Annotated in this window: 23 protein-coding genes; 15 read left to right on the top strand and 8 right to left on the bottom strand. The window is 40.4% G+C overall.

Annotated features, from left to right (window positions below; genetic code table 11):
• Nucleotides 1-165: 165 nt before the first annotated feature.
• Nucleotides 166-696, bottom strand: a complete 531-nt coding sequence (locus PREBIDRAFT_RS09225; protein WP_004337370.1) for a histidine phosphatase family protein — start codon at nt 694-696, stop codon at nt 166-168.
• An 82-nt stretch (nt 697-778) separates the two neighbouring features.
• On the opposite strand from PREBIDRAFT_RS09225, the gene PREBIDRAFT_RS09220 reads away from it, so the two are divergent.
• Nucleotides 779-1402, top strand: coding sequence for a DUF308 domain-containing protein (locus PREBIDRAFT_RS09220; protein ID WP_004337369.1), 624 nt, complete (start codon nt 779-781; stop codon nt 1400-1402).
• Nucleotides 1403-1425: 23 nt separating this feature from the next.
• Here the strand turns inward: PREBIDRAFT_RS09220 and PREBIDRAFT_RS09215 are convergent, their stop codons facing one another.
• The 5 genes from PREBIDRAFT_RS09215 to PREBIDRAFT_RS10800 form a co-directional block, all read right to left on the bottom strand.
• Nucleotides 1426-2502: an AI-2E family transporter gene (locus tag PREBIDRAFT_RS09215; RefSeq protein WP_004337368.1), complete on the bottom strand. Its 1077-nt coding sequence runs from the start codon at nt 2500-2502 to the stop codon at nt 1426-1428.
• 14 nt (nt 2503-2516) lie between these two features.
• Entirely contained in the window at nt 2517-3119 is a 603-nt protein-coding gene (locus PREBIDRAFT_RS09210; RefSeq protein WP_004337367.1) for a thymidine kinase, read from the bottom strand.
• Nucleotides 3120-3195: 76 nt separating this feature from the next.
• Nucleotides 3196-3780, bottom strand: coding sequence for a 7-carboxy-7-deazaguanine synthase QueE (locus tag PREBIDRAFT_RS09205; protein ID WP_004337366.1), 585 nt, complete (start codon nt 3778-3780; stop codon nt 3196-3198).
• Nucleotides 3781-3859: 79 nt separating this feature from the next.
• Nucleotides 3860-4285 carry a 6-pyruvoyl trahydropterin synthase family protein gene (locus tag PREBIDRAFT_RS09200; RefSeq protein ID WP_004337365.1) on the bottom strand — a complete coding sequence of 142 codons (426 nt, stop codon included), beginning with the start codon at nt 4283-4285 and terminating at the stop codon, nt 3860-3862.
• A gap of 191 nt (nt 4286-4476) precedes the next feature.
• Nucleotides 4477-4992, bottom strand: a complete 516-nt coding sequence (locus PREBIDRAFT_RS10800; RefSeq protein ID WP_004339777.1) for a bacteriocin fulvocin C-related protein — start codon at nt 4990-4992, stop codon at nt 4477-4479.
• Nucleotides 4993-6154: 1162 nt separating this feature from the next.
• On the opposite strand from PREBIDRAFT_RS10800, the gene rsmI reads away from it, so the two are divergent.
• Both rsmI and PREBIDRAFT_RS09180 read left to right on the top strand, forming a co-directional pair.
• The gene (gene rsmI / locus PREBIDRAFT_RS09185) at nt 6155-6856 is read left to right on the top strand and encodes a 16S rRNA (cytidine(1402)-2'-O)-methyltransferase (protein WP_004337953.1); all 702 of its coding nucleotides are present in this window, start codon (nt 6155-6157) and stop codon (nt 6854-6856) included.
• 23 nt (nt 6857-6879) lie between these two features.
• Nucleotides 6880-7794, top strand: coding sequence for a Cbp1 family collagen-binding glycoprotein adhesin (locus PREBIDRAFT_RS09180; RefSeq protein WP_004339775.1), 915 nt, complete (start codon nt 6880-6882; stop codon nt 7792-7794).
• 481 nt (nt 7795-8275) lie between these two features.
• On the opposite strand, the gene PREBIDRAFT_RS09175 is transcribed toward PREBIDRAFT_RS09180, so the two are convergent.
• Nucleotides 8276-9577 (bottom strand): IS1380 family transposase, encoded by a 1302-nt coding sequence (locus PREBIDRAFT_RS09175; RefSeq protein WP_004339774.1) that lies wholly within the window; start codon nt 9575-9577, stop codon nt 8276-8278.
• A 138-nt stretch (nt 9578-9715) separates the two neighbouring features.
• Here PREBIDRAFT_RS09175 and PREBIDRAFT_RS09170 point away from each other — a divergent pair, with 138 nt between their 5' ends.
• The 4 genes from PREBIDRAFT_RS09170 (at nt 9716) to PREBIDRAFT_RS11260 (ending at nt 14285) form a co-directional block, all read left to right on the top strand.
• Nucleotides 9716-10507, top strand: a complete 792-nt coding sequence (locus tag PREBIDRAFT_RS09170; RefSeq protein ID WP_004336186.1) for a leucine-rich repeat domain-containing protein — start codon at nt 9716-9718, stop codon at nt 10505-10507.
• A 192-nt stretch (nt 10508-10699) separates the two neighbouring features.
• A complete protein-coding gene (locus PREBIDRAFT_RS09165; RefSeq protein ID WP_004336184.1) occupies nt 10700-11518 on the top strand; it encodes a GLPGLI family protein in 819 nt (272 codons plus the stop codon).
• Complete coding sequence (locus tag PREBIDRAFT_RS09160) at nt 11518-14112, top strand: carboxypeptidase-like regulatory domain-containing protein (RefSeq protein WP_004339773.1); 2595 nt, start codon at nt 11518-11520, stop codon at nt 14110-14112. Before PREBIDRAFT_RS09165 ends, PREBIDRAFT_RS09160 begins: the two co-directional genes overlap by 1 nt.
• A gap of 2 nt (nt 14113-14114) precedes the next feature.
• Nucleotides 14115-14285 (top strand): cysteine peptidase family C39 domain-containing protein, encoded by a 171-nt coding sequence (locus PREBIDRAFT_RS11260; RefSeq protein ID WP_004339772.1) that lies wholly within the window; start codon nt 14115-14117, stop codon nt 14283-14285.
• Between the two features lie 162 nt (nt 14286-14447).
• Here PREBIDRAFT_RS11260 and PREBIDRAFT_RS09155 read toward each other — a convergent pair whose 3' ends face one another.
• Nucleotides 14448-15749, bottom strand: a complete 1302-nt coding sequence (locus PREBIDRAFT_RS09155; protein WP_004339771.1) for an IS1380 family transposase — start codon at nt 15747-15749, stop codon at nt 14448-14450.
• Nucleotides 15750-15887: 138 nt separating this feature from the next.
• Between PREBIDRAFT_RS09155 and PREBIDRAFT_RS11510 the strand changes: the two genes are divergently transcribed.
• From PREBIDRAFT_RS11510 to nuoH, 8 genes are all read left to right on the top strand, one after another.
• Entirely contained in the window at nt 15888-16094 is a 207-nt protein-coding gene (locus PREBIDRAFT_RS11510) for a hypothetical protein (RefSeq protein ID WP_039867001.1), read from the top strand.
• A gap of 906 nt (nt 16095-17000) precedes the next feature.
• On the top strand, nt 17001-17939 hold the full coding sequence (locus PREBIDRAFT_RS09140; RefSeq protein WP_004339770.1) for an IS30 family transposase: 939 nt from the start codon (nt 17001-17003) through the stop codon (nt 17937-17939).
• A gap of 504 nt (nt 17940-18443) precedes the next feature.
• The gene (locus tag PREBIDRAFT_RS09130; protein ID WP_004339769.1) at nt 18444-18689 is read left to right on the top strand and encodes a hypothetical protein; all 246 of its coding nucleotides are present in this window, start codon (nt 18444-18446) and stop codon (nt 18687-18689) included.
• A gap of 93 nt (nt 18690-18782) precedes the next feature.
• A complete protein-coding gene (locus PREBIDRAFT_RS09125) occupies nt 18783-20396 on the top strand; it encodes a hypothetical protein (RefSeq protein WP_004339768.1) in 1614 nt (537 codons plus the stop codon).
• A gap of 438 nt (nt 20397-20834) precedes the next feature.
• The gene (locus tag PREBIDRAFT_RS09120) at nt 20835-21185 is read left to right on the top strand and encodes an NADH-quinone oxidoreductase subunit A (protein ID WP_004338693.1); all 351 of its coding nucleotides are present in this window, start codon (nt 20835-20837) and stop codon (nt 21183-21185) included.
• Nucleotides 21176-22081 (top strand): NADH-quinone oxidoreductase subunit B, encoded by a 906-nt coding sequence (locus PREBIDRAFT_RS09115; protein WP_004338695.1) that lies wholly within the window; start codon nt 21176-21178, stop codon nt 22079-22081. Before PREBIDRAFT_RS09120 ends, PREBIDRAFT_RS09115 begins: the two co-directional genes overlap by 10 nt.
• An 11-nt stretch (nt 22082-22092) precedes the next feature.
• The gene (locus PREBIDRAFT_RS09110) at nt 22093-23670 is read left to right on the top strand and encodes an NADH-quinone oxidoreductase subunit D-related protein (RefSeq protein WP_004338696.1); all 1578 of its coding nucleotides are present in this window, start codon (nt 22093-22095) and stop codon (nt 23668-23670) included.
• Nucleotides 23671-23712: 42 nt separating this feature from the next.
• Nucleotides 23713-24810, top strand: coding sequence for an NADH-quinone oxidoreductase subunit NuoH (gene nuoH / locus PREBIDRAFT_RS09105; RefSeq protein WP_004338698.1), 1098 nt, complete (start codon nt 23713-23715; stop codon nt 24808-24810).
• Nucleotides 24811-24812: the final 2 nt, after the last annotated feature.

Here is a 24812-nt window from a genome sequence, read left to right as displayed (position 1 = left end):
TAAAACATATTATATATAGGTTAAGTTTTTATAAGGTATTTTTTTTAGAGAGTTTTCACAGTAAGAGCTACTTTCTTGGAAGAAGTAATATTCTTACAAAAGGTAGCAAACATTTAGAGAGTTATATAGTTTGAAAAGGGTTCCACGTGAGTGGCACCCTTTTTTTTAGTTGAGAGGTGAGAGTTTTCTCGCCTCGCAATTCATCATCGGTGGAATTTCTTTCATTGGTTTATCGTAAAACACACTTTGTATAGCTTTATTGATGATGCCATGCCCTACGGCAAGCACTGTTTTATTAGGAAATCTTTCCTTTACCCATGTAAGGAAATCTTCGGCACGATCCTTTAATGCTTCAATGCTTTCCACATCATCAGGCCAGAGGCTAGGATCGTTAAGGTTTGCCAAGTGGGGAATATACTTACCCGTAAATGCTCCCCAATCTCGCTCACGCAATAAGGGAGTTGTAACCACCTTTTGTACACCATGTTCGGCAGCAATAATCTTACAAGTGTGCAGGCTACGAAGCAAGTCGCTCGAAACAAAAACATCTATCTTTTCATGGGCTAGCTTTTGAGCTGTTTCCTTCGCCTGAAGTATTCCTGTTTCATTTAGTTGTCCTGGTGTTTGTCCTTGCATAATGCGCCTCGCATTATCAAGCGTCTCGCCATGTCTTACCAAATATAATAAAGTAGCCATTTTTATATTTATTTTTTGCAAAAGTACAAAATATTTAATCTAAGCTCCTTTGCGATAAAGAATATTTTGTACTTTTGTATCTATGAAAGTATCACATTTTTCAGCAGTTAGAGCCATTACATCATTGATTATTGGTGTATTACTCATTCAGTATCGAGAGCAGATGGTAACGTGGTTAACAGTTACTATAGGCGCACTGTTTTTCATTTCAGGTTTTATCTCGTGTTTAGGTTATTACTATGAGAACGATAAGATAAGGCGCATTATTGCCAAAAATCCCGACTTGCAGCAAAAGCCTAAGTCGCCTATGTTTCCTTTAGCGGGTATAGGAAGTGTTTGCATCGGTATTGTATTAGCCATTATTCCTAATACTTTCCTTACATGGATGGCTTATATCTTGGCGATCCTAATCGTGATAGGTGCTATCAATTTGTTTATGAACCTTGCTAGTTCTCGCCAATACGCCTACGTACCTTTCTATTACTGGTTATTTCCTACTGCTATTTTGATAGTTGCAGGTTTGGTAATAGCCAAACCTATGCAAGTAGCTAGTATGCCGTTGCTTATTATAGGGTGGTTATCTATTTTCTATGGTATCATCGAGCTAGCTTTCTTGTTTCGTCTTATTCGTGTGAAACGACAGTTTGAGCGCGATCACCCCACTATCACACCTATCGAAGATAATGATATTCAGCTGATAGAATAATTGCGCAGCACGTGCCGTTTAGGCTATAACTGCTCTTCTTGCTCTTTTGTTACATATCGTTTCCAATAAGCTATGATAATGGTAGTGAGCGGTAAGGCTATAATCAAGCCTATGAAGCCTAGCAAAGCTCCCCAAATGGATAATGAGAGAAGCAGAACGGCAGGGTTTAAGCCCATAGCCTTTCCCATTACCTTTGGCGTAACCACCATATCTATAATGATTTGCACGATGATAAACACGAGTACTGCTGCTCCGAAGATCATCCAAAAGTTGCTACCCGTATTGGCTGCTTTCATAAGTGCAAGCAGTGCGGTAGGAATGAGGGCTATCGAGTGGAGATAAGGCACAAGGTCGAGGATACCGATAAGGATACCTAAACCGATGGCCATTGGGAAGTCGATAATGGTAAATCCGATACAGAAGAGTATGCCCATAGTGAGGGCTACAAGTCCTTGTCCACGAATATAACTATTGAGGGCACGCTCCACATCCGATGCCAAACCACACCAGAATGGGCGTTGCGACTTAGGGATCATCTTTACAAGGCTCTTCAGTAGGTCGTCATAGTCGAGCAATATGAAGAACATATATAATAAGGTGATGAAAGAGGCGATGATCGACATTACTACACTTGCCGTCTGTCCTACAAAGTCGAACAGTTTAGGCATAGCAGTCTTGATCGTGTCGGCAAAGTCGCGACTATTCAAAAACTTATCTATCTGTGCGTGATTATCATTGATCCACTTCTTGATCATTCCCGCTATGCTGCTAGAATGGGTATTGTCTTGTACGTAGCGATTGGCTAAGTCGCCCAGCTTTGCTACCTGATCAATAAAGGGTGGCACGATGACCATCACTACTCCCGTAATGATTAGGATAGCAAGTATAAAGGTGATGATAATACTTACGGCACGCGATTTTACGTGCATTTTGAATTGAATAAACTTCACGATAGGGTGGAGTAAATACGCCAAAAGCCATGCTACGAAGAACGGTAATAGCACACTAGAAAGCCCTTTTAATACAAAGAACACGGCTGTGATAATGAGGGCGATTACCGTCCAACGTAAGAATTTATCTAAAGTGATGGGTTGTATCATGTGCTACAGTGATTTTATTTTTGGGGATTTGCTTTCTCCATACGAATGGCTTTCTCATAGCAATCGCGGCAAAGTGGTTCGTATTCGCCTTGTTCGCCGAGGAGTACACGATGATTGTTTTGCACGAGGCGATGGCTCAAATATGCCAAAGCACCACATTTTACGCAGATAGCATGCACCTTTGTAACATCGTCGGCAATGGCACATAGCGCAGGGATAGGACCGAAGGGAACGCCTTTAAAGTCCATATCTAGTCCGGCAATGATAACACGCACCCCATTGTTAGCTAGCGTGTTGCACACATTTATCAAGCCCTCATCAAAGAATTGAGCCTCGTCGATGCCCACTACCTCTATGTCGGAAGCCAAGAGCAGAATACTTTCCGAAGAGTCGATAGGCGTAGAGTGGATCGTATTGCGATCGTGGCTTACCACTTCTTCGTCCGAATAGCGCACATCAATGGAGGGCTTAAAGATCTCCACCTTTTGTTTTGCAAACTTTGCACGCTTCATTCTTCGGATCAGTTCTTCAGTCTTTCCTGAGAACATACTTCCACAAATTACCTCTATCCGACCTTGATGTCGTCTTTCTCCGTTAATATTATCTATTGTTGCCATACTATATGCAAAGATAATTATTTTAGCCTTAAAGTAGTAGTGTTAGCGGGTAAATAAATCTGAAAATAAGTTTTTCTTATCTTATGGCTAACACTTTGTGTATTTGTACCGAGATGTTCCACTTTGGGTTTGCTTTGCAGTAGCCCACTGTGGCAGCGATGATACGCCCATTTTCAGCATCATTGCCAACATCGCAAGGTTGCAAAAAATAATGTTGTGCCTGAATATTTTCATAAAGTGCCATATCGTTCTTGCCCGTAAACACCACCTTTAGTTCGTCAATGCGCTGCACGCATAGTTCGGCATGTTTGCAATATTCCAGCTTTGGCGAGCAAGTAATAAAGTCTATTCCTTCTGCCACAGCGTGTGTGCCGTTAGTCTCTATATGGATTACCTTTCCTGCTTCGTGCAGCTTATCGCATAGCGAAGCCGTTACCTGTAGCGAGGGTTCACCACCTGTGAGGATAACGTGGGTAGCAGGATTGCCTATGCGGCACACCTCTGCCACGATCTCTTCTTCCGTCATCTCCGTGAAACGCACAAAGTCGGTATCGCAGAAAGCACAGTTAAGATTGCACTGTGCAAAGCGCACAAAGATAGCTGGCGTGCCTGCATAAAAGCCTTCGCCCTGAATGGAATAAAATATTTCGTTGATCTTCATTGTTTTGGTCTCGATCTTTTTCGAAAATTCAAGGATAATGTTTCGAATTATCTCAAGTCTGCTCGAAGTAATTCACGCTTTATAGCATCACCGTAGCCGAACACTTCCTCGTTTCCTCTAGTTTGCATTGTATGAGTCTTACCCCCGTACCGAGCAATAATGTAGGTGCGATGTTTACTAAAAAATGTTGTGCTATGTTTTCAGCGGTGGGATTAAAGGGAACTACCACCATACTCTCTTGCGAAAGTTCTAACAGTGTAGGCAAGAAAGGATCGTCCTGCCACATCAAAAATTTATGATCGTAGTGATCCTCTAGCCATTGACAAAGCAGTGTTTTCACTACTCCAAAGTCGATCACTCTCCCTAAATCGTCCAGCTTATCAGCTTCGAGCGTAAATGTGAAACGATAATTGTGTCCATGCAAGTGCTTACATTTGTTTTCATGTCCCACAACACGATGTCCACAGCTAATGTCATGATAACGCTCTATTATTATTCGTGTCATTGCATTTATTTATTATCCATGCAAAAGTACTTATTTTTACCCGTTAGCAGCAGTAAATAGTAAAGAAAATAAAAGCAAATATTGCAAAGTGAGCATATATAGCGGGCAAGTGCTAATAAAAAGGAAAGATAGAAGTTAGGATAATTAGGAAAACAAAACTAGGATGAACTTTCACCCTAGTTGTCGATATTCTATTTGCTTCTTTGTGGCAGTGGCTCCAAATTTCCTTTCGTATCTAGTACTTTAGCTCCCGACATTACGATTGCATAAACAATCTTGTCGTCCCAGCCCAATTGTTCTTTTGCTTCACTTGCCCATTTCGTACAAAAATCTACTAAAACCTTTTCTGACTCTGGGGAATGATTGGAGAAAATAAAAAAATGTTCTTTGAAGAAGTTGCCAAGCTTCTGTATGTGAGTGCGTTCCTCTGTTTTCCAATCTAACGCAAGTACCTCTTTGATTTTTGTTTGCCAAAAATCCTGCTGTTGTTGAGGTGTAAAAGCGGCAAAAACAGCTCGCCCTTTCATCTCGTCCAATAAGAGCCATTCAGTGCGAGACATTTTATGGATCTTGTCCAAATTAGCTTTTACCCATTCATTTATTTCAGGATCACAACTATAAACAGTCTTATTATCTTGTCCATAGCTTTTTAATGGCAATGTAAGCAAAGCCATAACAGCGAAAAAATATGAAAAAAATCTTACCATAAAGCATCGGTTTTTAAAACGTTAGTAAATTTCTTCTTTTTTAGGATAGAGCAAAACTAGAAGGGAATAACTAGTATCTGAATATATTTTACCTTGTTATAATGTTACAAAAAATGCAAACTCTCATTGAGAGAATACACAAGACTACTCAACGAAACAATAATACTAGCACAAAATATCCAATAATTTATGCTCTTCTTATAATAGCACAAAGCACCAAAACAGATGGATATAATGCTTATAATTGTAACAGGGAGAGAAATAACAGCACTCGACCAATCAAAGGTTCTTATTGGTATCTCTAGTATTATTCTTCCAAAAATGATAGCTGCAACAATTAATGTTATGTTATTCTCTGAACTTTTTTCTTGAAATTTCCTACAAGAGTTCCACGTGAATACCATAAAACTTAAGCCTTCAACTATACCTGCTAATACAAAGTGATACCCAGAAGTCCAGCATACAATTAAAAATAGTAATAAGGACTCTACTGCTACTTGTAAAAATAATCGTTTCTTTTTCATCACAGACCTCCACATGTTCCATTACACCCTTGAACAAAGATCCACCCACATCCATTATTTGTTTTAGTGCAACCAATAGAACGTTTTCGTTAAGCCAAATGAGCAGAACCGAGCTTGCTCGAGTTATGCCATGGCGAGAAAAGGAAGGATGAAATCCAACGTTTTCGTTAAGCCAAATGAGCAGAACCGAGCTTGCTCGAGTTATGCCATGGCGAGAAAAGGAAGGATGAAATCCAACGTTTTCACAAGCTGGATCAGCAAGAGAGCATAAAATAATTATAATTGGATACAAATAGACATATAAAATATTAAAAAAGCAATTTTATTAATATTTATTATTACGTTTTTTGTGTTTTTTATCATAGAGTATAAGATAAGTCTATTTCTATAGCCGAAAAAAGTTGTGTTTCTGCGCATATATGAATTGTTGTTATAGCCGTTTGAAAAAGTAAAGTGTAGGCATTTCTTAGTATATTCCCATTTCTCTCAACTGAAAATTTATTTTTCCTTGTTTTTATAATTTGAAAGCTGTTAAATATAAATTTGCTGTGAATGAAAATGACAGAGTTGTAAAAAAAACTAATTTTCTTTTCAAATCTTTTGTCTTATTCTTTTAATAGTATACATTTGTACGCAATATGGGAACATTATATTTAGTGCCAACGCCTGTTGGAAATATGGAGGATATGACTTTTAGAGCCATTCGCATACTAAAAGAAGCCGACCTGATATTGTGCGAAGACACCCGCACATCGGGTATTCTCTTGAAGCATTTCGAAATAAAAAACAGGCTCATGGCGCATCATAAGTTTAATGAGCATGGCACTACAGCAGGCTTGGTCAATCGGCTAAAAGCTGGCGAAACCATAGCTTGTATCTCGGATGCTGGCACACCGGGCATCAGCGACCCTGGCTTCTTCCTCGCTCGTGAAGCGGCTGCCAGCGGCATAACGGTGGAGACCTTACCCGGTGCTACAGCCTTTGTTCCTGCCTTGGTGTCGAGCGGACTGCCCTGCGATAGGTTCACTTTCGAGGGCTTCCTACCTCAAAAGAAAGGGCGCAAAACGATGTTAGAAAGTTTGGCCGACGAGCCTCGCACAATGATTTTCTATGAGTCGCCCTATCGTGTGGTGAAAACACTAGAGCAGTTTGCTGAAGTGTTTGGCGAAGAGCGTCGAGTGAGCTGCTGCCGAGAAATATCCAAACTGCATGAAGAAAGCGTTCGTGGCACGTTAGCCGAGGCAATAGCCCACTTTAAGGAAACCGAGCCACGTGGCGAGTTTGTCATTGTAGTGGCAGGAAAGGAAAAAGTAAAACAGAATAAACGAAACAAAGAATAATAATAAATAAAATCATTCATAGTATGAAAAAATTGTTTTTTATGGCAATTTGTGGAGTATTCGCTCTAGCATCTTGCAACCAAGGTAAGAAGTCGGCACTTAATCCTGCCGAACTACAGAACGACTCTTTACGCTCTATTATCGACGCACGTGATAATGAGATTAACGACATGATGAGTACCCTCAACGATATTCAGCAAGGATTTGCCGATATCAATGCTGCCGAAAATCGGGTAACAATCGCTAAAGATGGCGAACGTACCGACAAAACCACACAGATAAAGGAGAATATCCAGTTTATCCAGCAGCGTATGAAGGAAAACCGCGAGCTTATTCAGAAGCTGCAAGAGCAGTTGCGTGCAACAGGCTTCAAGGGCGATGCTATGAAAAAGACCTTAGCACAGCTTGCAGCACAATTGCAGCAGAAGGACACCGAGCTTCGCCAATTGCGTGCTGAACTAGAGTCGAAGAATATCCATATCAAGGAGCTTGACGAAACCATTACAGGCTTGAATACCGATGTAACCAATCTCAAGACCGATAAGGAAAACCTTACCAACGAGAAGCAAGCATTGCAAACTGATAAGGAAAAACTACAGACAGAGAGCAGCAAGAAAACCGAAATGATCAACACCCAAGACCAACAGTTGAACACAGCATGGTATGTTTTCGGTACAAAGTCGGAACTCAAGTCGCAGGCTATCCTCTCTGGTGGTAAAGTGTTGCAAGGCAACTTCAACAAAAACTACTTTACAAAGATCGACATTCGTGTAACAAAGGAAATAAAGCTTTACAGCAAGAGCGTTCGTTTGCTCACCGTTCATCCTAGCAGTAGCTACTCGCTCACCGCCGATAGCAATGGTCAGTACGTGCTACGCATCAGCGACCCACAGTCGTTCTGGAGCACCAGCAAGTACCTCGTTGTACAGGTAAAGTAACGCATTGATAAACAGCTAGTTATAATAGCAAAACTAAAAGATGACCTTTTGCCTCGCAAAAGGTCATCTTTTTATAGGTAAAAGGTTATCTTTTGGGAAGCAAAAGATAACCTTTTTGCTATACAACAAGAAAGACACGAGCAAACGCCACTTTCCACTATTGTCCAAAACGAAGTGTAATGCGTTTTATAATTTTGCCCTTGCTGGTTGACGCTGCATTTCACACTTTCGGAGATTTCGCTCAAAAAAAGGTTTTTTAAAATTTTGCTGAAATTCGGGATTTATGTAATTTTGCAAAGCAAACAGAATAATACCTTAATTCCGCAGTATTTTTTCTTGTGAGAAAATTTTATATGTTGAGGTGTCTTTTTGGGACTCTATATGTTGATATGAGGTGCTTCGGTGTTTCTTGGGTTTTTTCTAAGCATAAAATCCCCCACCCAAACCAATGGGGAATATTAAAACCACAAAGAAATACTGTTTATTCAAGGAAGACTTCTGAGTAGTAGGTTTTATTTGTATATAGGTTCAGAACGTGCTGCCTTCCAGTGCGCACCCATTTTGCTGGTACGCTGACGAAATGTAGGATAAAGGCTTTCAGCCTACTTGTCTTTTTCAATGGCTTGACCTTTTCGCTGATATGACGGACGAGATAGAGATAGAAGTTCTTCAGCATAGCGGTAACCATCATGAAAACCATGTTCTCAGCCATAAAGGAAAAGGGCAGATGTGACCAGCCGAAGTCATTGTTCTGTATGTCGAAGTTCTTTTCGCTTGCTCCACGCTCATTATAAAATGTAATGATGTCTTTCTCGGTAGACACCCAGTCGTTGGTGAGGATACAGCGGTATGTGTATATTACTCCGAACATATCCGTCTGCTCACTGCCATCCTTGCCTTTCAAAGGACTACGCTGTACGACGAGCCTGTATGACTTTCCTTCTATCAAGCTGTCTATGCTGATGGATGTGACATCGCATTTCTCATAGCCAACCTCAACGTCTTTCCATTCCTTCAACTGTTGGAAATTCTCGTAGCGACTGCCGCAGTTGGCAGCACGAATGTAGAACGTGTTGCAGCGCTGCTCTACGGTTTGGATGATTTCCTTTGAGAACGACCCGCAGTCAGCACGGAAACGCTCTATTACCACACCAAGTTCTGAGGTTACACGGTCCATAATGCGACGGAGCGTGTCCTCCTGATGGAATTTCACATTGGTGTTTCCGTCACGGTTCTCACCTCCGACTATGATTCCCCCAATGGAAGCCCAACCAGGAAAATAGCCAAGGTCCTGCTTATAAGAATACTTAGTATCGAACTTGTGGGCTGGAACGAACTGGTGGTCAAAGTCCAGGTCAACATGGCTGCCCACCTTTATAAGCCCCATTCTCCGTATCATCCGTAATAGTAAGGTGTTCAGCTTCTCTGCCGTGTTGAAACTGTAAGACTTGCCGGAGATTTCGCTCTTGTAAATAATGTTCTCTTCAGCAAGCTCCTTCAGTCCGCGCCCAATTGTGTCGGCACCGGGTAACAGCGTATCAGGTCTCTGCTTGAACTGCCCTATAAGTGCATTGATGTCCTCAAGGCATTCTCCACCACAAAGGTAGCTGAAGAAGAGAGAGCCGAAAATACTTCCATGGCTGAATGCCTTGCCGCTACTTCCACGTTTGCCCAATACGGATTCGGTAAGTTTTTCAAAGCCCAACTTTGAGAAAACGTCCATAATGTGATAAATTCCACCGAAAGAAGTGATATTCTCGTTTTTAATTGCTACCTTTGTCATGTCAGATATTTGCTTACTTGTTATGTTTACAGCACCAAGATAGGTGAAATTTCTGACATATCCAAGTGTTTTGAGAACTTTGTTTCTCAGGCACTTGGAGTTCTTACAAGAATTTATGCTGCGGAATTAAGGCATTTTATGAAAAAAATATTTATTGTCCTTTTGTTATTTTTGTTCTCACTTGAATTTGTCAAAGGTCAGACCTCTAAACTTGGATATGAGATCTCGGACTCTGCAGGTGTCCTTGAACTTGTAAAATGGGAAAGAGAAGATAGTATTGTGGATTTAACTAAAGAAGAAAATTTAAAACAGGTTAAGGCTATAGGAAATTGCTGTTTTGTTTTTAACGATTACATTAAAACGGTCATACTTCCCGAAGGGGTGGAAATAATCAATGGAAGAGCTTTTGATACTTGTAAAAATCTACATCATATATATCTGCCAAATTCTCTGAGAATTATTGGACAAAATTCTTTTAATATGTGCGAAAATTTACGTTTAGACTCACTGCCCCCAAATCTTAAAAGGATAGAATATGGGGCATTTTGGGATTGTTGTAGGATTACAATTTCAAAAATACCAAATACTGTTACTTATATAGGGGGTAAGGCATTCACATTGTGTGAAAGCATACAGGAATTGGTATTGCCCGATTCTATCATAGAAATAAAAGAACGCACTTTTGCAGGTTGTAAAGGATTGAAAAAAATAAAACTTCCCAATTCTCTGCAAACTATAGAGAAATATGCTTTTGCACGTTGTTTAAGTTTGGATGAAATTTCCTTACCTGCATCTATTCAAAAGATAGGGATACAAGCTTTTATTGGTTGCACTTCATTAAGATTAGTTATCCTACCCCCAAAGGTGGAAGTAGCAAATAATGCCTTTGACTTGTGCAAGAATCTTGTAATAAAAGAAATTCAAAAGTGACATTAATAGCTTATATTCTTAGACTACTGAAAGTACCCTTTACAAACAAGAATTTGATAGGGATTTTTAGAACTCACCCTGATGGAGATAATCTATCAGGCATAGATTGAAATAAAACTCTTACAGATTTTCTAAATGAGAAAAAATTCCATCAGGAATAACGATATTAGATATTATTAATGCATGTTAGTTATGAAACAGAATTATTTAGTCCTCTTTTTACTCATTCCTTTACAAGTTTTCGCTCAGAAAACAAATAATAATTATGAATGTATTTACGAATACACTGTAAAAACAGCGAATGCCGAAACAGAAACTTTTACAACGATATTGCAGTTTGATGCTATTCACGCTAAGTTTGTCGACTATGCTACTTTTCAGTTAGACTCTTTGATGCAGACAGGACAAGCAACCGAAGAGCAGGTAAAGAAAGCAGAAGAGCGCGTGGTGAAAACAGCCTACTACTTTGACCAAACTACCTTTGTAAATGTAGCAGACAAATCAATCTCCGTGTATAGTGTTATCCCTCCAAGTCTTTATTTTTATCAAGAGGGGGTGAACGGTATTTCATGGCAACTTACCGAAGAGACCGATACTATATGCGGCTATCTATGTAATAAAGCGGTAGGAGAGTATGGCGGACGTATTTGGAATGTCTGGTTCTCATCAGAAATTCCATCCCAATTCGGACCTTGGAAGTTTGGTGGATTGCCTGGACTGATAATGTATGCTTGTGATACCGAGAAAATCCACCGCTTTAAAGCTATTACGTTTAGACAAGGTACTACGCCAATCACTGCGCCTAAAATATCTAATAGCATTACTACCAGCCGTGAAAAATTTATCAAGGCAAAAAATCACTTTGAAGAAAACCCGATAGCCAACATCCCTACTGAGAGCATTACGGACATGAGAGTGGAAAAAGGCGACGGTGGAAGCAACTCTGTTTTTATCAATGGGGTACAAGTACGCCTACGGACAAATGGCTATGTGCCTTTAGAGATTAAATAATGATGAAAAGATTACTCCTTTATATTCTCTGTCTTTTCGTTTGGATGCAAGCACAAGCTCAAAAAAACTATACGTTGACTGGAATTGTGTCGGACTCTAATGGTATGCCAATAAGCAATGCCAATGTGCAGATTTTAGAAAATAACAAGCCCATTGCCTATACCTTTACCAATGAGAAGGGAAGCTATGCTTTAAGCTACAATAGTTCTAAAACGCAGGTGCTACTTTCTATCGGACATATCTCGTTTGAGAAAACCAAGCTAGTAATAGATAGTAAAGAAACAAAAAAGAACATTACTTTACTTGAAAAAAAGACGCAGTTAAGGGAAGTTGTTGTTAAGGCTCCACAAATAATTCAGCGCGGCGATACACTTTCCTATCGGTTGAGTTCTTTCGCAGGGAAGGGCGATTACACGCTTAGAGATGCAATGAAGCGATTGCCCGGTATAGAAGTAACTAGTTCGGGAAGTATAAAATATCTAGGAAAGGATATTTCCAATTTTTACATTGAGGGAATGGATCTTCTTGGTGGACAATATAATGTAGCCACAAACAATATCCCAGCAGACTACGTTACATCTGTGCAGGTGTTGAATAATCATAAAGACGCCAAAATGGACAAAGACGTGCTATCTGATGATGTGGCAATAAATATAAAACTTTCAAAGCACGCCAAGTTTAAACCAGTCGGGACATATGAAGCCATTGGAGGTTTAGGCAGTAATGGAGGACTTTACCAAACTAATGGAGCTGGTATGCTCTTCAAATCGCGTATGCAACTTTTGGGAACATTTAAGATAGGGAACATAAGGGAGTTTGCTACTGATGAAAATATCAATCATTTTCTAAACGACCAGTTAGAATCTTTCGGTGTAAAACTATTGGGCAACTTATCTTCTTCTAGTGCACCACTCAAAAGAGAAAGGTATATCCATCCCAAAGATTATTCCGTTAGTTTCAATCTACTCAATAAACTGTCGGAAAACAAGTCGTTAAGAACAAATGTAGGCTATGCTTATTCCCAATGCAACTATGCTTACAATCATAAGATGTTTTTTGGTAATGGTTTGGACGAATTAGTGCAAGATTATCAATACCAACCTGCCTTCACACTTCACAAGCCTACCCTGACTATCGAATACAAGGACAATAGCGATAAACGATATATCACCAATCGGTTTTCATCAGTGGCTTTGTTCGTAAAATCGGAATTGCCAACAGTTGAAAACAATAGCAATTCGGTCTTTCAAAATGAGAAATATCACGATTTAGGGTTTTCCAACAACCTTTCCATACGTTGGAAAACAAATAAGTTTCGCTGGAGTCTTTCTTCTCTTCTCAATTATATTACTATGCCTAATGGCACTATTCACGTTTCAGACGTAGGAGTAGCCTCTTTTCAGCAAAGTGCAGACAGCAAACAGTTTACGAATCAGGAAACTATTTCTGCCACTTATGAAAGAAGAGCCTCACGATTTTATTTTCCTCTTTCATTCCAATATCGTAGCGATAGGGTTAATTCAGCTTTGATAACTGATGACTATTCAGGCTTTAACCTCGTGAAGGGAAATGAATTAGATTTTTCATTCTCTCCACAATATGAATATACCCACCCACAACGGAAATATAATTTCAAAGCAAGCGTATCATTGGCTACAACAAGAATCGATTTTGAAAACGAGGGAACAACTCCATTAAAGAAGCAGAAATGGAGCTTTGTAATTAATCCTTCATTTTATTTTCTATACAATGTTACACCAAGAGCTACGATAAGGCTTCAAGGGGCTTTTGCAAACAAGATAGGTGATTTGGCTGATTTTATAACAGCACCGATACAAACCAGTCTGAACTATCAAAGGTACAGTTTAGGGATCTTGAGTGAGAATAGGAGTGTTACGCTCAATGCTATTTACGATTTAAAATATCCAATAGAAATGTTTTTTTTTAATTTTGGTATAGGCTACACACATCAGCATAACAATTTATTGTCGGCGCAGAATGTGTCGCAAACATTGATTAAGGAATGTCCAGTACTAAGTCCTAACAGCACTGACAATATTAATACCTATTTCAATATTACAAAACAGGTAAAAGCTATCAACACCAAGTTTTCGCTGTACGGAATTTATATGCACAGCAAGAGCTTGATGATGCAAAACAGTATGATTTACAGCTATTCGTGGAACAGTCTAAATGTTGCTCCATCTGTTTCATTCAAACCTGTTTCTTTTATGGAGTTATATTATACTTATAGCTTTTCAAAGAACTTTACAAAGGTACAAAACGTGTCAAAATCTTTTTTGTCGCAAACACATGATATCAACTTGGTATTACAGCCTGTAAAAAATCTGCAATTCAAGGCAATGGCAGATATTTCAACAAAGGAAATGTATCAAGATCTTACCAAGACTATGGCTATCTTCGATGCAGGGGTCAGTTACAGACACAAAGCATTTCGTTTCAGTATTGATATGAGAAATATTTTCAATCAACAGTATTATAGTTACACCATTTTTAACATGATGAATACCTACGCTTACAGTTATCACATGAGAGGAAGAGAGTTGCTTTTTACTATTTCATTAACAAAATAAGAATGGCAGGTTTTGTTTTTATAAAGCAACATGACGCTATGCAATGTGGAGCAGCATGCTTAGTAATGTTATGCCATTTCTATGGCAAAAAATATTCTCTACAACAAATATCAAAGAGCTTAGAAAGTTCAAAAGGTGGAGTTTCTATGTATGATATTAGTGAACTACCTTAATTCCGCAGTATTTTTTCTTGTGAGAAAATTTTATATGTTGAGGTGTCTTTTTGGGACTCTATATGTTGATATGAGATGCTTCGGTGTTTCTTGTTTTTTTTCTAAGCATAAAATCCCCCACCCAAACCAATGGGGAATATTAAAACCACAAAGAAATACTGTTTATTCAAGGAAGACTTCTGAGTAGTAGGTTTTATTTGTATACAGGTTCAGAACGTTCTGCCTTCCCGTTCTCACCCATTTTGCTGGCACGCTGACAAAATGGAGGATAAAGGCTTTCAGCCTGCTTGTCTTTTTCAATGGCTTGACCTTTTCGCTGATATGACGGACGAGATAGAGATAGAAGTTCTTCAGCATGGCGGTAACCATCATGAAAACCATGTTCTCAGCCATAAAGGAAAATGGAAGATGTGACCAGCCGAAGTCATTGTTCTGTATGTCGAAGTTCTTTTCACCCGCTCCACGTTCATTATAAAACGTAATGATGTCCTTCTCGGTAGACACCCAGTCGTTGGTGAGGATACAGCGGTATGTGTATATTACTCCGAACATATCCGTCTGCTCACTGCCATCCTTGCCTTTCAAAGGACTACGCTGTACGACGAGCCTGTATGACTTTCCTTCTATCAAGCTGTCTATGCTGATGGATGTGACATCGCATTTCTCATAGCCAACCTCAACGTTTTTCCATTCCTTCAACTGTTGGAAATTCTCGTAGCGACTGCCGCAGTTGGCAGCACGAATGTAGAACGTGTTGCAGCGCTGCTCTACGGTTTGGATGATTTCCTTTGAGAACGACCCGCAGTCAGCACGGAAACGCTCTATTACCACACCAAGTTCTGAGGTTACACGGTCCATAATGCGACGGAGCGTGTCTTCTTGATGGAATTTCACATTGGTGTTTCCGTCACGGTTCTCACCTCCGACTATGATTCCCCCAATGGAAGCCCAACCAGGAAAATAGCCAAGGTCCTGCTTATAAGAATACTTAGCATCGAACTTGTGGGCTGGAACGAACTGGTGGTCAAAGTCCAGGTCAACATGGCTGCCCACCTTTATAAGCCCCATTCTCCGTATCATCCGTAATAGTAAGGTGTTCAGCTTCTCTGCCGTGTTGAAACTGTAAGACTTGCCGGAGATTTCGCTCTTGTAAATAATGTTCTCTTCAGCAAGCTCCTTCAGTCCGCGCCCAACTGTGTCGGCACCGGGTAACAGCGTATCAGGTCTCTGCTTGAACTGCCCTATAAGTGCATTGATGTCCTCAAGGCATTCTCCACCACAAAGGTAGCTGAAGAAGAGAGAGCCGAAAATACTTCCATGGCTGAATGCCTTGCCGCTACTTCCACGTTTGCCCAATACGGATTCGGTAAGTTTTTCAAAGCCCAACTTTGAGAAAACGTCCATAATGTGATAAATTCCACTGAAAGAAGTGATATTCTCGTTTTTAATTGCTACCTTTGTCATGTCAGATATTTGCTTACTTGTTATGTTTACAGCACCAAGATAGGTGAATTTTCTGACATATCCAAGTGTTTTGAGAACTTTGTTTCTCAGGCACTTGGAGTTCTTACAAGAATTTATGCTGCGGAATTAAGATATAAAATGAACGTCATGGGGTGGAGTATGCGTGATAAGGAGTATGCATCGTGGAAAAATGCTGTAAATAAAAAATTTGGTAATGGATCATTTAATGTTTCGCAGAAAAAAACTGCAGGATACAATTATGGAGGTATGAAGAATAAGGGAAGAATTAGGCTTACTTCCACTGCACAATATGGATTAACTATTTTTTGGAGGACTATAAAATGATTTTATTTTCAAATTTATGGCTTCGAAGAGCGTTTTTTTGCATTTTACTTTGTTCTTGTCTGCTAGATAATAAAGCTCAAAATGTCTGGAAACTTTATTACAATACAAAAGAAGTCCAGATTAGGAGTTATACATCTAAAGGACAGTTGAGACATCTTGTGCAAAGCGATGACGATGGGAATAAGGTCGATTCTGTAATTTATAAAAAGAATATTTATGTTTATTCTTTTGCAAAAACAAAAGTGTACAAGAACTCTAATTTTCGTGTCATAAATTTCTATTCTAAATTTAAACTGCATAAGGAGACTTTTTTGTCTCCTTATGTTAAACATGCATTCCTATTAGAGGAGTATATTTCTGATTTGCAAAACATTTATGAATCCATTCTTCCGAATGGTGATGAAGTTTCAAATCATATATCGATTTCTATAAACAAAAATAGCACCCATGTAACATTTCGTAATCTGAATTGTCGTTTCAATGTTTTATTTAGTCCTGTAATATTACAATCTTATTTGTCCTACAATACAATAAAAGACATAAAGCTATATATTAAATTCGGAAGGCTCTCAAAAATAAGTTATATTTTGGAAGGGAATATTCTCAATATCTTTTTTAATTATAAACATAATTCAATTAAGATAGTAATAGAATCATTATCATCCTATGATGATAGAAAAGATGAATATATTTATGAATGGAAAAGAGATACGTAGGGTCTTGCTAATTTGCAAGTTCCAAAACGAAGTGCAATAAAAGAGTAGCCCTCACCGAGAGATGCAGACGTTCTCGAAGCGTAGCGAGAGGTTGTCTGCATCTCTCGGTGAGGAAAAAGAAACAACCAGCAATACAAATAAAAAAAGGGAGACCTCTGTCTCCCAAAGATTAACTAACTTTGTATTGTTTATGTATCATCAATTAATCTCGGAGCAAAGGTCGCAAATTTTCGCCTTACTCCAAAAGAAAATAGGGAGAAAAGAGATTGCCGCAATCGTCGGCATCAGCCAGTCAACACTTTCGCGTGAAATCAAACGCAACAGTACGTCATCGGGAAAGTATATTTGGACAAAGGCGCACGATATGGCTATGCAGCGCAGAAAGAGAACGGTAAAGAACGTCAGGCTCTCCGATGAATTAGTCTGGAGGATTAAGGAATATATCACCAATGATCAGTGGTCTCCACGACAAATATCAGGTTATCTGCGCAAGAGTGAGGGGATAAAGGTATCCCACCAATCCATTTATAATATCATCCATAATGATACAACAGGGGAACTTGCCAAACACACAAGACATAAGATGAAATACAGGCATCGTCCCAAGGGCAGACATCTTCCAATTAAAGACAGGTTGAGTATCCATGAAAGAAGTAAGGAAGTTGCCGGGAAGAGATTCGGAGATTTTGAGATGGACTTAATCGTAGACCCTGACCAGCATGCCATACTCACACTGGTGGAGAAATCCACCAATATGCTACTTATGCAGAAACTGCCATTTGGAAAGCAGTCAAAGCCTCTGGCAAAGGTAGTTAGGAAACTACTGCTACCATACAAAGACAGTCTGAAGACCATTACAACAGACAACGGACCTGAATTTGCAGCACATAAGGACATTACCAAGTTCTTAGGCGTACCCGTGTACTTCGCTGATCCATATTGCTCATGGCAAAAGGGAGCTATTGAGAATACAAATAAACTAATCAGACAATATATACCGAAAAAGGATTCGTTTGAACATTACACAGACAAGAGAATAATGTCGATACAAAAGAAATTGAACGAAAGACCGAGAGAAAAATTAAACTTTTCTACACCAAAGTGTGAATTCTTCAAATACGTTTTATAATTTTGCACTTGCTAGTTGACTCTACGACGCTGCGTGCGCGTGGTCTTTTCTTTATTCCTTTAAAAATTTGCTAGATTATAAAATACTTATTACCTTTGAAGGCAGATTAAAAACTAGAGGGATTGAAATCAGCTTTTTTACATAGCAACTTACAGTATTACTCCAAAAACTCTTTGGGGCAAGTTGTGCTGCAAAGAAAAACCAATCTTCTTTCTTTTTTTAACACAAATTATTTGGTAGTGCCAAATAATTTTGTACTCTCTCTCTCTCTCTCTCTCTCTCTCTCTAGCCAGGTCTAGTTTAACCTCCACATATACACTTTTTCCTACGCGCGCATACGCGCGTGAACGCATTGGCTACAAAGGGTTTCACAAGGATTCCCTTTGTGGCTTTTTCCGTGTGTTTTGCGCTGTGTTTTTAAGTAAAATAAGAAAAAATAATTGCACCTTTTTGCTAAGCTTTTTCGATATAAATGAAATGTAATAACAAATCTTCTATAGTAAAATGAACCAAAGAACTTTTCCAAAACCTGTTAGCGACACGCTTGACTATTCTTCAGCTAAAGCGCTTCTGCCTTACACTGCTCCACAGGTGAGCATCTTTAAGATAGCTTACGATCATACACTCTTGGCTGGCAGTCCTATTGAAGGAAACCACGAACCTTCTATAGACGGTGGAGATCTTCCTGTAGCTAACGCAGTCTTCTCACGGGGATCAACCTTGTTTCCTGCTAAAGAGGAGGAAGAATAGCTTCGTAAATGACTCAAGCTGTATGGTATAGGCTTATACCAACAACAAGAGATAATTGTTTTTTCTATTTTCAACTATTAGTTTTTAATTACAATGAACAAAAAAGTTTTAGTTCCTCTGTGCGCATCTATGGGCTTGCTCTTAGGTGCTTGTACACAGAATGAGACAGATGCTCTTTCGAGCGGGTTAACCACTTTCGTAGCTACAAACCCAGCTACTCGTACCTCAATGGCTACTGATGGCGGTGGTGCTTTCTTCTGGGAGAATGACGACCAGATTTGGGTAAAGGACAAGACCGATGCTTGGCAAAAGAGTGTAAACAAGGTAGAAGGTGGAAAGACGAGCACCTACAACTTCCAGCTTGCAGGTAGCTACGATAAAACAGGTAGCTATACTGTACACTACACTGGTAAGAACAGCGCTTCAGCCGATCAAGTAACGATTGCTACAGCACAAACGCAAACCCTCCCTAACACCTCTACCCACCTAGGCGAGAGTGGCGACTGCGGTGTAGGCATTGCTGCAGCAGGCAATACTACTACGAATGCTACCTTTGGCTTCCACCTCTCGCACAAAGCTACTTGCCTCGTGTTTGCTCCTTTCGTAAAGGGGCGTGAAGCAGCTAACTATAAGCTCACCAAGATCACCGTTAAATCGGACAACACCATTGCAGGTAACTACACCTTGTCTACTCAAGGCTTAGCTATTAAGGACAATGAGAAAAAAGAAATCGTTCTCTCTACCCCAAACAACGACAATGCAGGTTTCCCCCTTTCTACCGATAAGAAAGACCTTGCAACCAATGGTGCTTATATGATGATCGCTCCAGGTAAGCACAGCCTATCAGTAATCTATCACGTAGTAAATGCTACCAAGAACCTTGAAAAGGATGTTACCATCACTATCAATTCTTACACCTACAACGGTGGCACCCACTATCGTGTGCCAGGCAACTTAGGTGATCTTGGTCCAAACTCTGACGGTGATCACGTTGCATCTATTGACGGCGGAGACCTTGTAGAGGTATTTGACTTTACTTCTTATACTAACAAATACTATATGTGGGATGCTGCAGAAAACTATTGGTCTGGGCACGAATGGGGCTCTACAGACTCTTGGCAGCCAATAGAGGAAGGTGTACAAAACGATAAATACCCTAAGTCTAAAGAGGCAGATGCTTCTCGTTGGTTCAACGAGGCTGAAGGTGTTTTCGAGGCTTCTAATCCTCTTTTTAAGAAACTTCCTAACGCTAACGAAATGGTTTGGTATGTAATGAAGGGTGATCCTCATTGGGATAATACTACTCAGTGGAAGGCATTCGGCAAGACTTATATTGGTGGTGTTTGGCTTAAGAAGCTCAGCGTTATCGCTCAAGAAAATAATGAGCAGCTTGATGACTTAAAACTTAAGAACCACGATGGTATTGATATGCGTAATACTTACAAGGATTATGGAGTTGTTCCTATATCTGGGAAGCCAAAGAATAGCGAGATTAGTAAGTATTTCTTCCTCCCTGCGTTGGGCTTTTACCGCAGCGGTCAGCTTATCTCCCCCGGTTTTGTCGGTTCCTACTGGTCGTCGAGTGCTTACCCTAACGACAGTAGGTACGCTTACAACCTGTACATCAGCAGTAATACCGTGGACGTATACAGCCACGACAACCGCTTCCACGGGTTCGTGGTGGCGCAGCCCCGATTGTTTTATTGATAAGAATAAAGCAGAAAATAATGATATAAAGAATTACTCCTTATCGTAGTGAAAAAAGTGTATTAATTTTCCCCGAAAAGTTAATGTACTTTTTGAAGAAAGTTAATACACTTCTTTCGCTATGGTAATATCCCTTTAATAGATATAGGGAAGCGATCATAAAAAAGGGGACGTGGGTTTTGATGAAAACCCACGTCCCTTTTTAATATAACACTAAGACCTCTTGATAAGGTTAACTAAAATAAAGCTTATCTGCTACCTATTTAATGTAATTCGTCAGACGCACATTTATTAATATATACTATTTTTTTTGCTACCTCTACTTGACAATTTTCCCTATTTTTTTTATTCTTTAGAGATTTTATTATTACCTTTGCCGCAATTATAAATTCGTAACGACGTTAATTTGTAAAATTAAAATTATAGCTATATAAATTTATGTATTTCACACTATTTGTTACCGTTTTGATAACGGCTGCTTTCTTGGTAGTGGCTGCTTACACCATTGCTAAGTTGATAGGTCCGCGTTCATACAGTCCAATTAAGGGTGAGCCTTTTGAGTGTGGTATTCCTACTTACGGACAATCATGGTTGCCTGTACACATAGGATACTACCTTTTTGCTATCCTTTTCTTGATGTTCGACGTGGAAACAGTTTTTCTGTATCCTTGGGCAGTAGTTGTTAAACAATTTGGTCCGTTAGCACTTGCTACAATCGGATTTTTTATGTTGGTATTGGTATTTGGCCTTGCTTACGCATGGCGGAAAGGAGCGCTTGAATGGAAGTAAGAAAGCCAAGTATTAAAGCTTTCCCATACGAGGAGTGGAAAGACAACGACACCCTTGATAAGATGGCAAGCGACTTGAATGATGGCGGCACAAGCCTTGTTCTGGGAAACCTTGATCAGTTGATCAACTGGGGACGTAGCAACTCACTTTGGTCGCTCACCTTTGCTACCTCATGCTGTGGTATCGAATTTATGTCAGTGGGCTGTGCCCGTTACGACTTCTCGCGCTTCGGCTTCGAGGTAACGCGTAACTCGCCCCGTCAGGCCGACCTTATCATGTGTGCTGGTACGATTACGAACAAGATGGCACCAGCCTTGAAGCGTTTGTATGATGAAATGGCAGAGCCTAAGTATGTTATTGCTGTAGGTGGATGTGCTATCTCTGGAGGTCCGTTTAAGAATAGCTATCACGTTATGCGTGGTATCGACGAGATTATCCCTGTAGATGTTTTTATCCCCGGATGTCCTCCACGCCCAGAAGCTATCATCTATGGTATGATGCAATTGCAGCGTAAGGTGAAGATAGAAAAATTCTTTGGTGGTGTGAACCATAAGCAAACAGCCCAAGAGCGTGAGCTAGGCGTAAGCAACGCTACCTTGATATTTAAAGATAAGCTAGGTATTGATGCTAACGAGATAAAGGAACAGCGCGAGGCAGCATGGCTAGAAGAAAACAAGCCTGCTCCAAAACCTGCTCCAAAGTCTGCTCCTAAAGCAGTCGCACCAAAGCCAGCACCAGCCGCTTCAGCTACCGAAGCTACAGCAGCACCACAGAAGAAAGACACCATTGTAGTGGACAAGCCTGTAACAAAGGAGCAAGTGGAAGCACTAGGCAAAGAGCTTGATAAGCTCAACGCACCACAGACAACCCAATCTGAGACTACTAATAATAAATAAGGTATAGGAAGATGAAATTAGAAAATAAAGAATTTGGCTTTGATAGCTTTGCTAGCGAAATGGCAAAACTAAAGAATGAAAAGCATTTCGATTACCTTATTACGATTGTTGGTGAAGACTTTGGTAAAGAAGAAGGTCTCGGATGTATTTATATTCTTGAAAATACGCAAACCCACGAGCGTATCTCTGTAAAGCAAATAGCTAAGCAAGTGGGCGAGGAATATGTTATTCCTACTGTGCTTAACCTTTGGGCCGATGCCGACTTGTTGGAGCGTGAGGTTTACGACTTCTTAGGCATTAAGTTCTTAGGGCATCCTGATATGCGCCGTTTGTATTTACGCAACGACTTCAGCAATGGCTATCCTTTGCGTAAAGACTTCGACAAAGATCCTACTAAGAATATGTATTCTTTGGAGGACGATATTGAGGTGGATACCACAGAAGAATGGAACCTTGATGCGAGTGGCAACCTTGTTTCTACTAAGCACCAATTGTTTACCGACGACGACTATGTGGTTAATTTTGGACCACAACACCCTGCTATGCACGGTGTGTTGCGTTTGCAAACAGTGTTGGACGGTGAAACCGTAAAGCGCATTTATCCCCATCTGGGCTATATCCATCGTGGAATAGAGAAGTTGTGCGAGGACTTTACCTATCCACAAACCCTCGCCTTGACCGACCGTATGAACTACCTTTCGGCTATGATGAACCGCCATGCCTTGGTAGGTGTGATAGAAGAAGGTTTGGGCGTAGAACTTTCTGATCGTATTAAGTACGTCAGAACGATTATGGACGAGTTGCAACGCATTGACAACCACTTGCTTTACACCTCGTGTGTGGCGCAAGACTTGGGTGCGCTCACCGCCTTCCTTTATGGTATGCGCGATCGTGAACACGTGTTGAACGTAATGGAAGAAACGACAGGTGGGCGTTTGATCCAAAACTATTACCGCATCGGTGGTTTGCAAGCCGACATCGATCCTAACTTCGTATCAAATGTGAAGAAGCTTTGCAAGTATCTTCGCCCTATGGTACAGGAGTATCTTGACGTGTTTGGTGATAATGTTATCACACACAAGCGTTTGGAAAAGGTGGGATATATGAATGCTACCGACTGTATCAGCTATGCAGTAACGGGTCCTGCTGGGCGTGCTGCTGGCTGGAGAAACGATGTGCGTAAGTATCATCCATACGACATGTATGATAAGGTGAATTTCGATGAAGTAGTATTGTCGGGTGGCGACTCTATGGATCGTTATTACTGCCATATTCAGGAAATTTATCAGAGCTTGAATATCATTGAGCAATTGATCGACAATATTCCTGAAGGCGACTTCTATATCAAGCAGAAGCCTATTATCAAAGTTCCAGAAGGACAGTGGTATTACGCTGTAGAAGGAGCTAGCGGCGAGTTTGGTTGTTACCTCGACTCTCGTGGCGACAAAACAGCCTACCGTATGAAGTTCCGTCCTATGGGATTGACCCTAGTAGGTGCTTTGGATAAAATGTTGAAGGGCGAAAAGATTGCCGACCTGATTACCAATGTGGCAGCTCTCGACTTTGTTATTCCAGACATCGACCGTTAAGTCGCTATTAAGAAAGTAAATAATTAAGAATAAAATCATACAATGTTCGATTTTAGTATTATAACAAAATGGTTTGACGAGTTGCTTAGAGTTACGCTAGGCTTAGGCAACTTTTGGGCAATCCTCATTGAGTGCGTCGCAGTGGGACTGGTAATCCTTACGGCTTATGCAGTGCTTGCTATCGTGCTTATCTTTATGGAGCGTAAGGTATGTGCTTACTTCCAATGCCGTATTGGTCCGGTTCGTGTGGGCTGGTGGGGTACGTTGCAGGTATTTGCCGATGTGTTGAAGATGTTGATTAAGGAAATATTCTCGGTGGATAAGGCAGATAAACTGATTTATTTCACCGCTCCTTTCCTTGTTATTATTGCATCGGTGGGTACTTTCTCCTTCCTTCCTTGGAACAAAGGTGCTAACATTCTCGACTTTAATGTAGGTATCTTCCTAGTTACCGCTATTAGCTCGATAGGTGTTGTGGGTATCTTTTTGGCAGGATGGGGTAGTAACAATAAGTATTCAGTACTTTCGGCTATGCGTGGTGCTGTTCAGATGATTTCTTACGAATTGTCGTTGGGCTTGTGCTTGATCTCTGCTGTGATCCTTACAGGAACTATGCAGGTATCGGGTATTGTAGAGGCGCAGACAGGTCCGTGGCAATGGCTCATCGTGCAGGGGCATATTCCTGCTATCTTAGCATTCTTCGTGTTCTGTATCGCAGGTAATGCAGAGGCTAATCGTGGTCCGTTCGACTTGGCTGAGGCTGAGAGCGAGCTTACCGCTGGTTACCATACCGAATATTCTGGTATGGGCTTCGGTTTCTATTACTTGGCTGAATACTTAAATCTCTTCGTAGTATCAGGTATCGCTACCACCGTGTTCTTAGGTGGATGGGCGCCATTGAATATTGGTGTAGATGCTTTTGATGCTGTGATGAACCTCATTCCCGGACTTGTTTGGTTCTTGGGTAAGACTTTCGTTGTAGTGTTCTTGCTCATGTGGGTGCGTTGGACATTCCCTCGTCTGCGTGTTGACCAAATCTTGAAGTTGGAGTGGAAATATCTTATGCCATTATCGTTGGTGATCCTTGTTTTGATGACAGTGTGCGTAGCCTTCGGTTGGACTTTCACTATTAATGCTTAGGA

It is taken from the genome of Prevotella bivia DSM 20514 (assembly GCF_000262545.1).
GTDB lineage: Bacteria > Bacteroidota > Bacteroidia > Bacteroidales > Bacteroidaceae > Prevotella > Prevotella bivia.
Note: the sequence above shows the minus strand (reverse complement) of the source record. Positions and strands in the feature narration are given on the sequence as shown.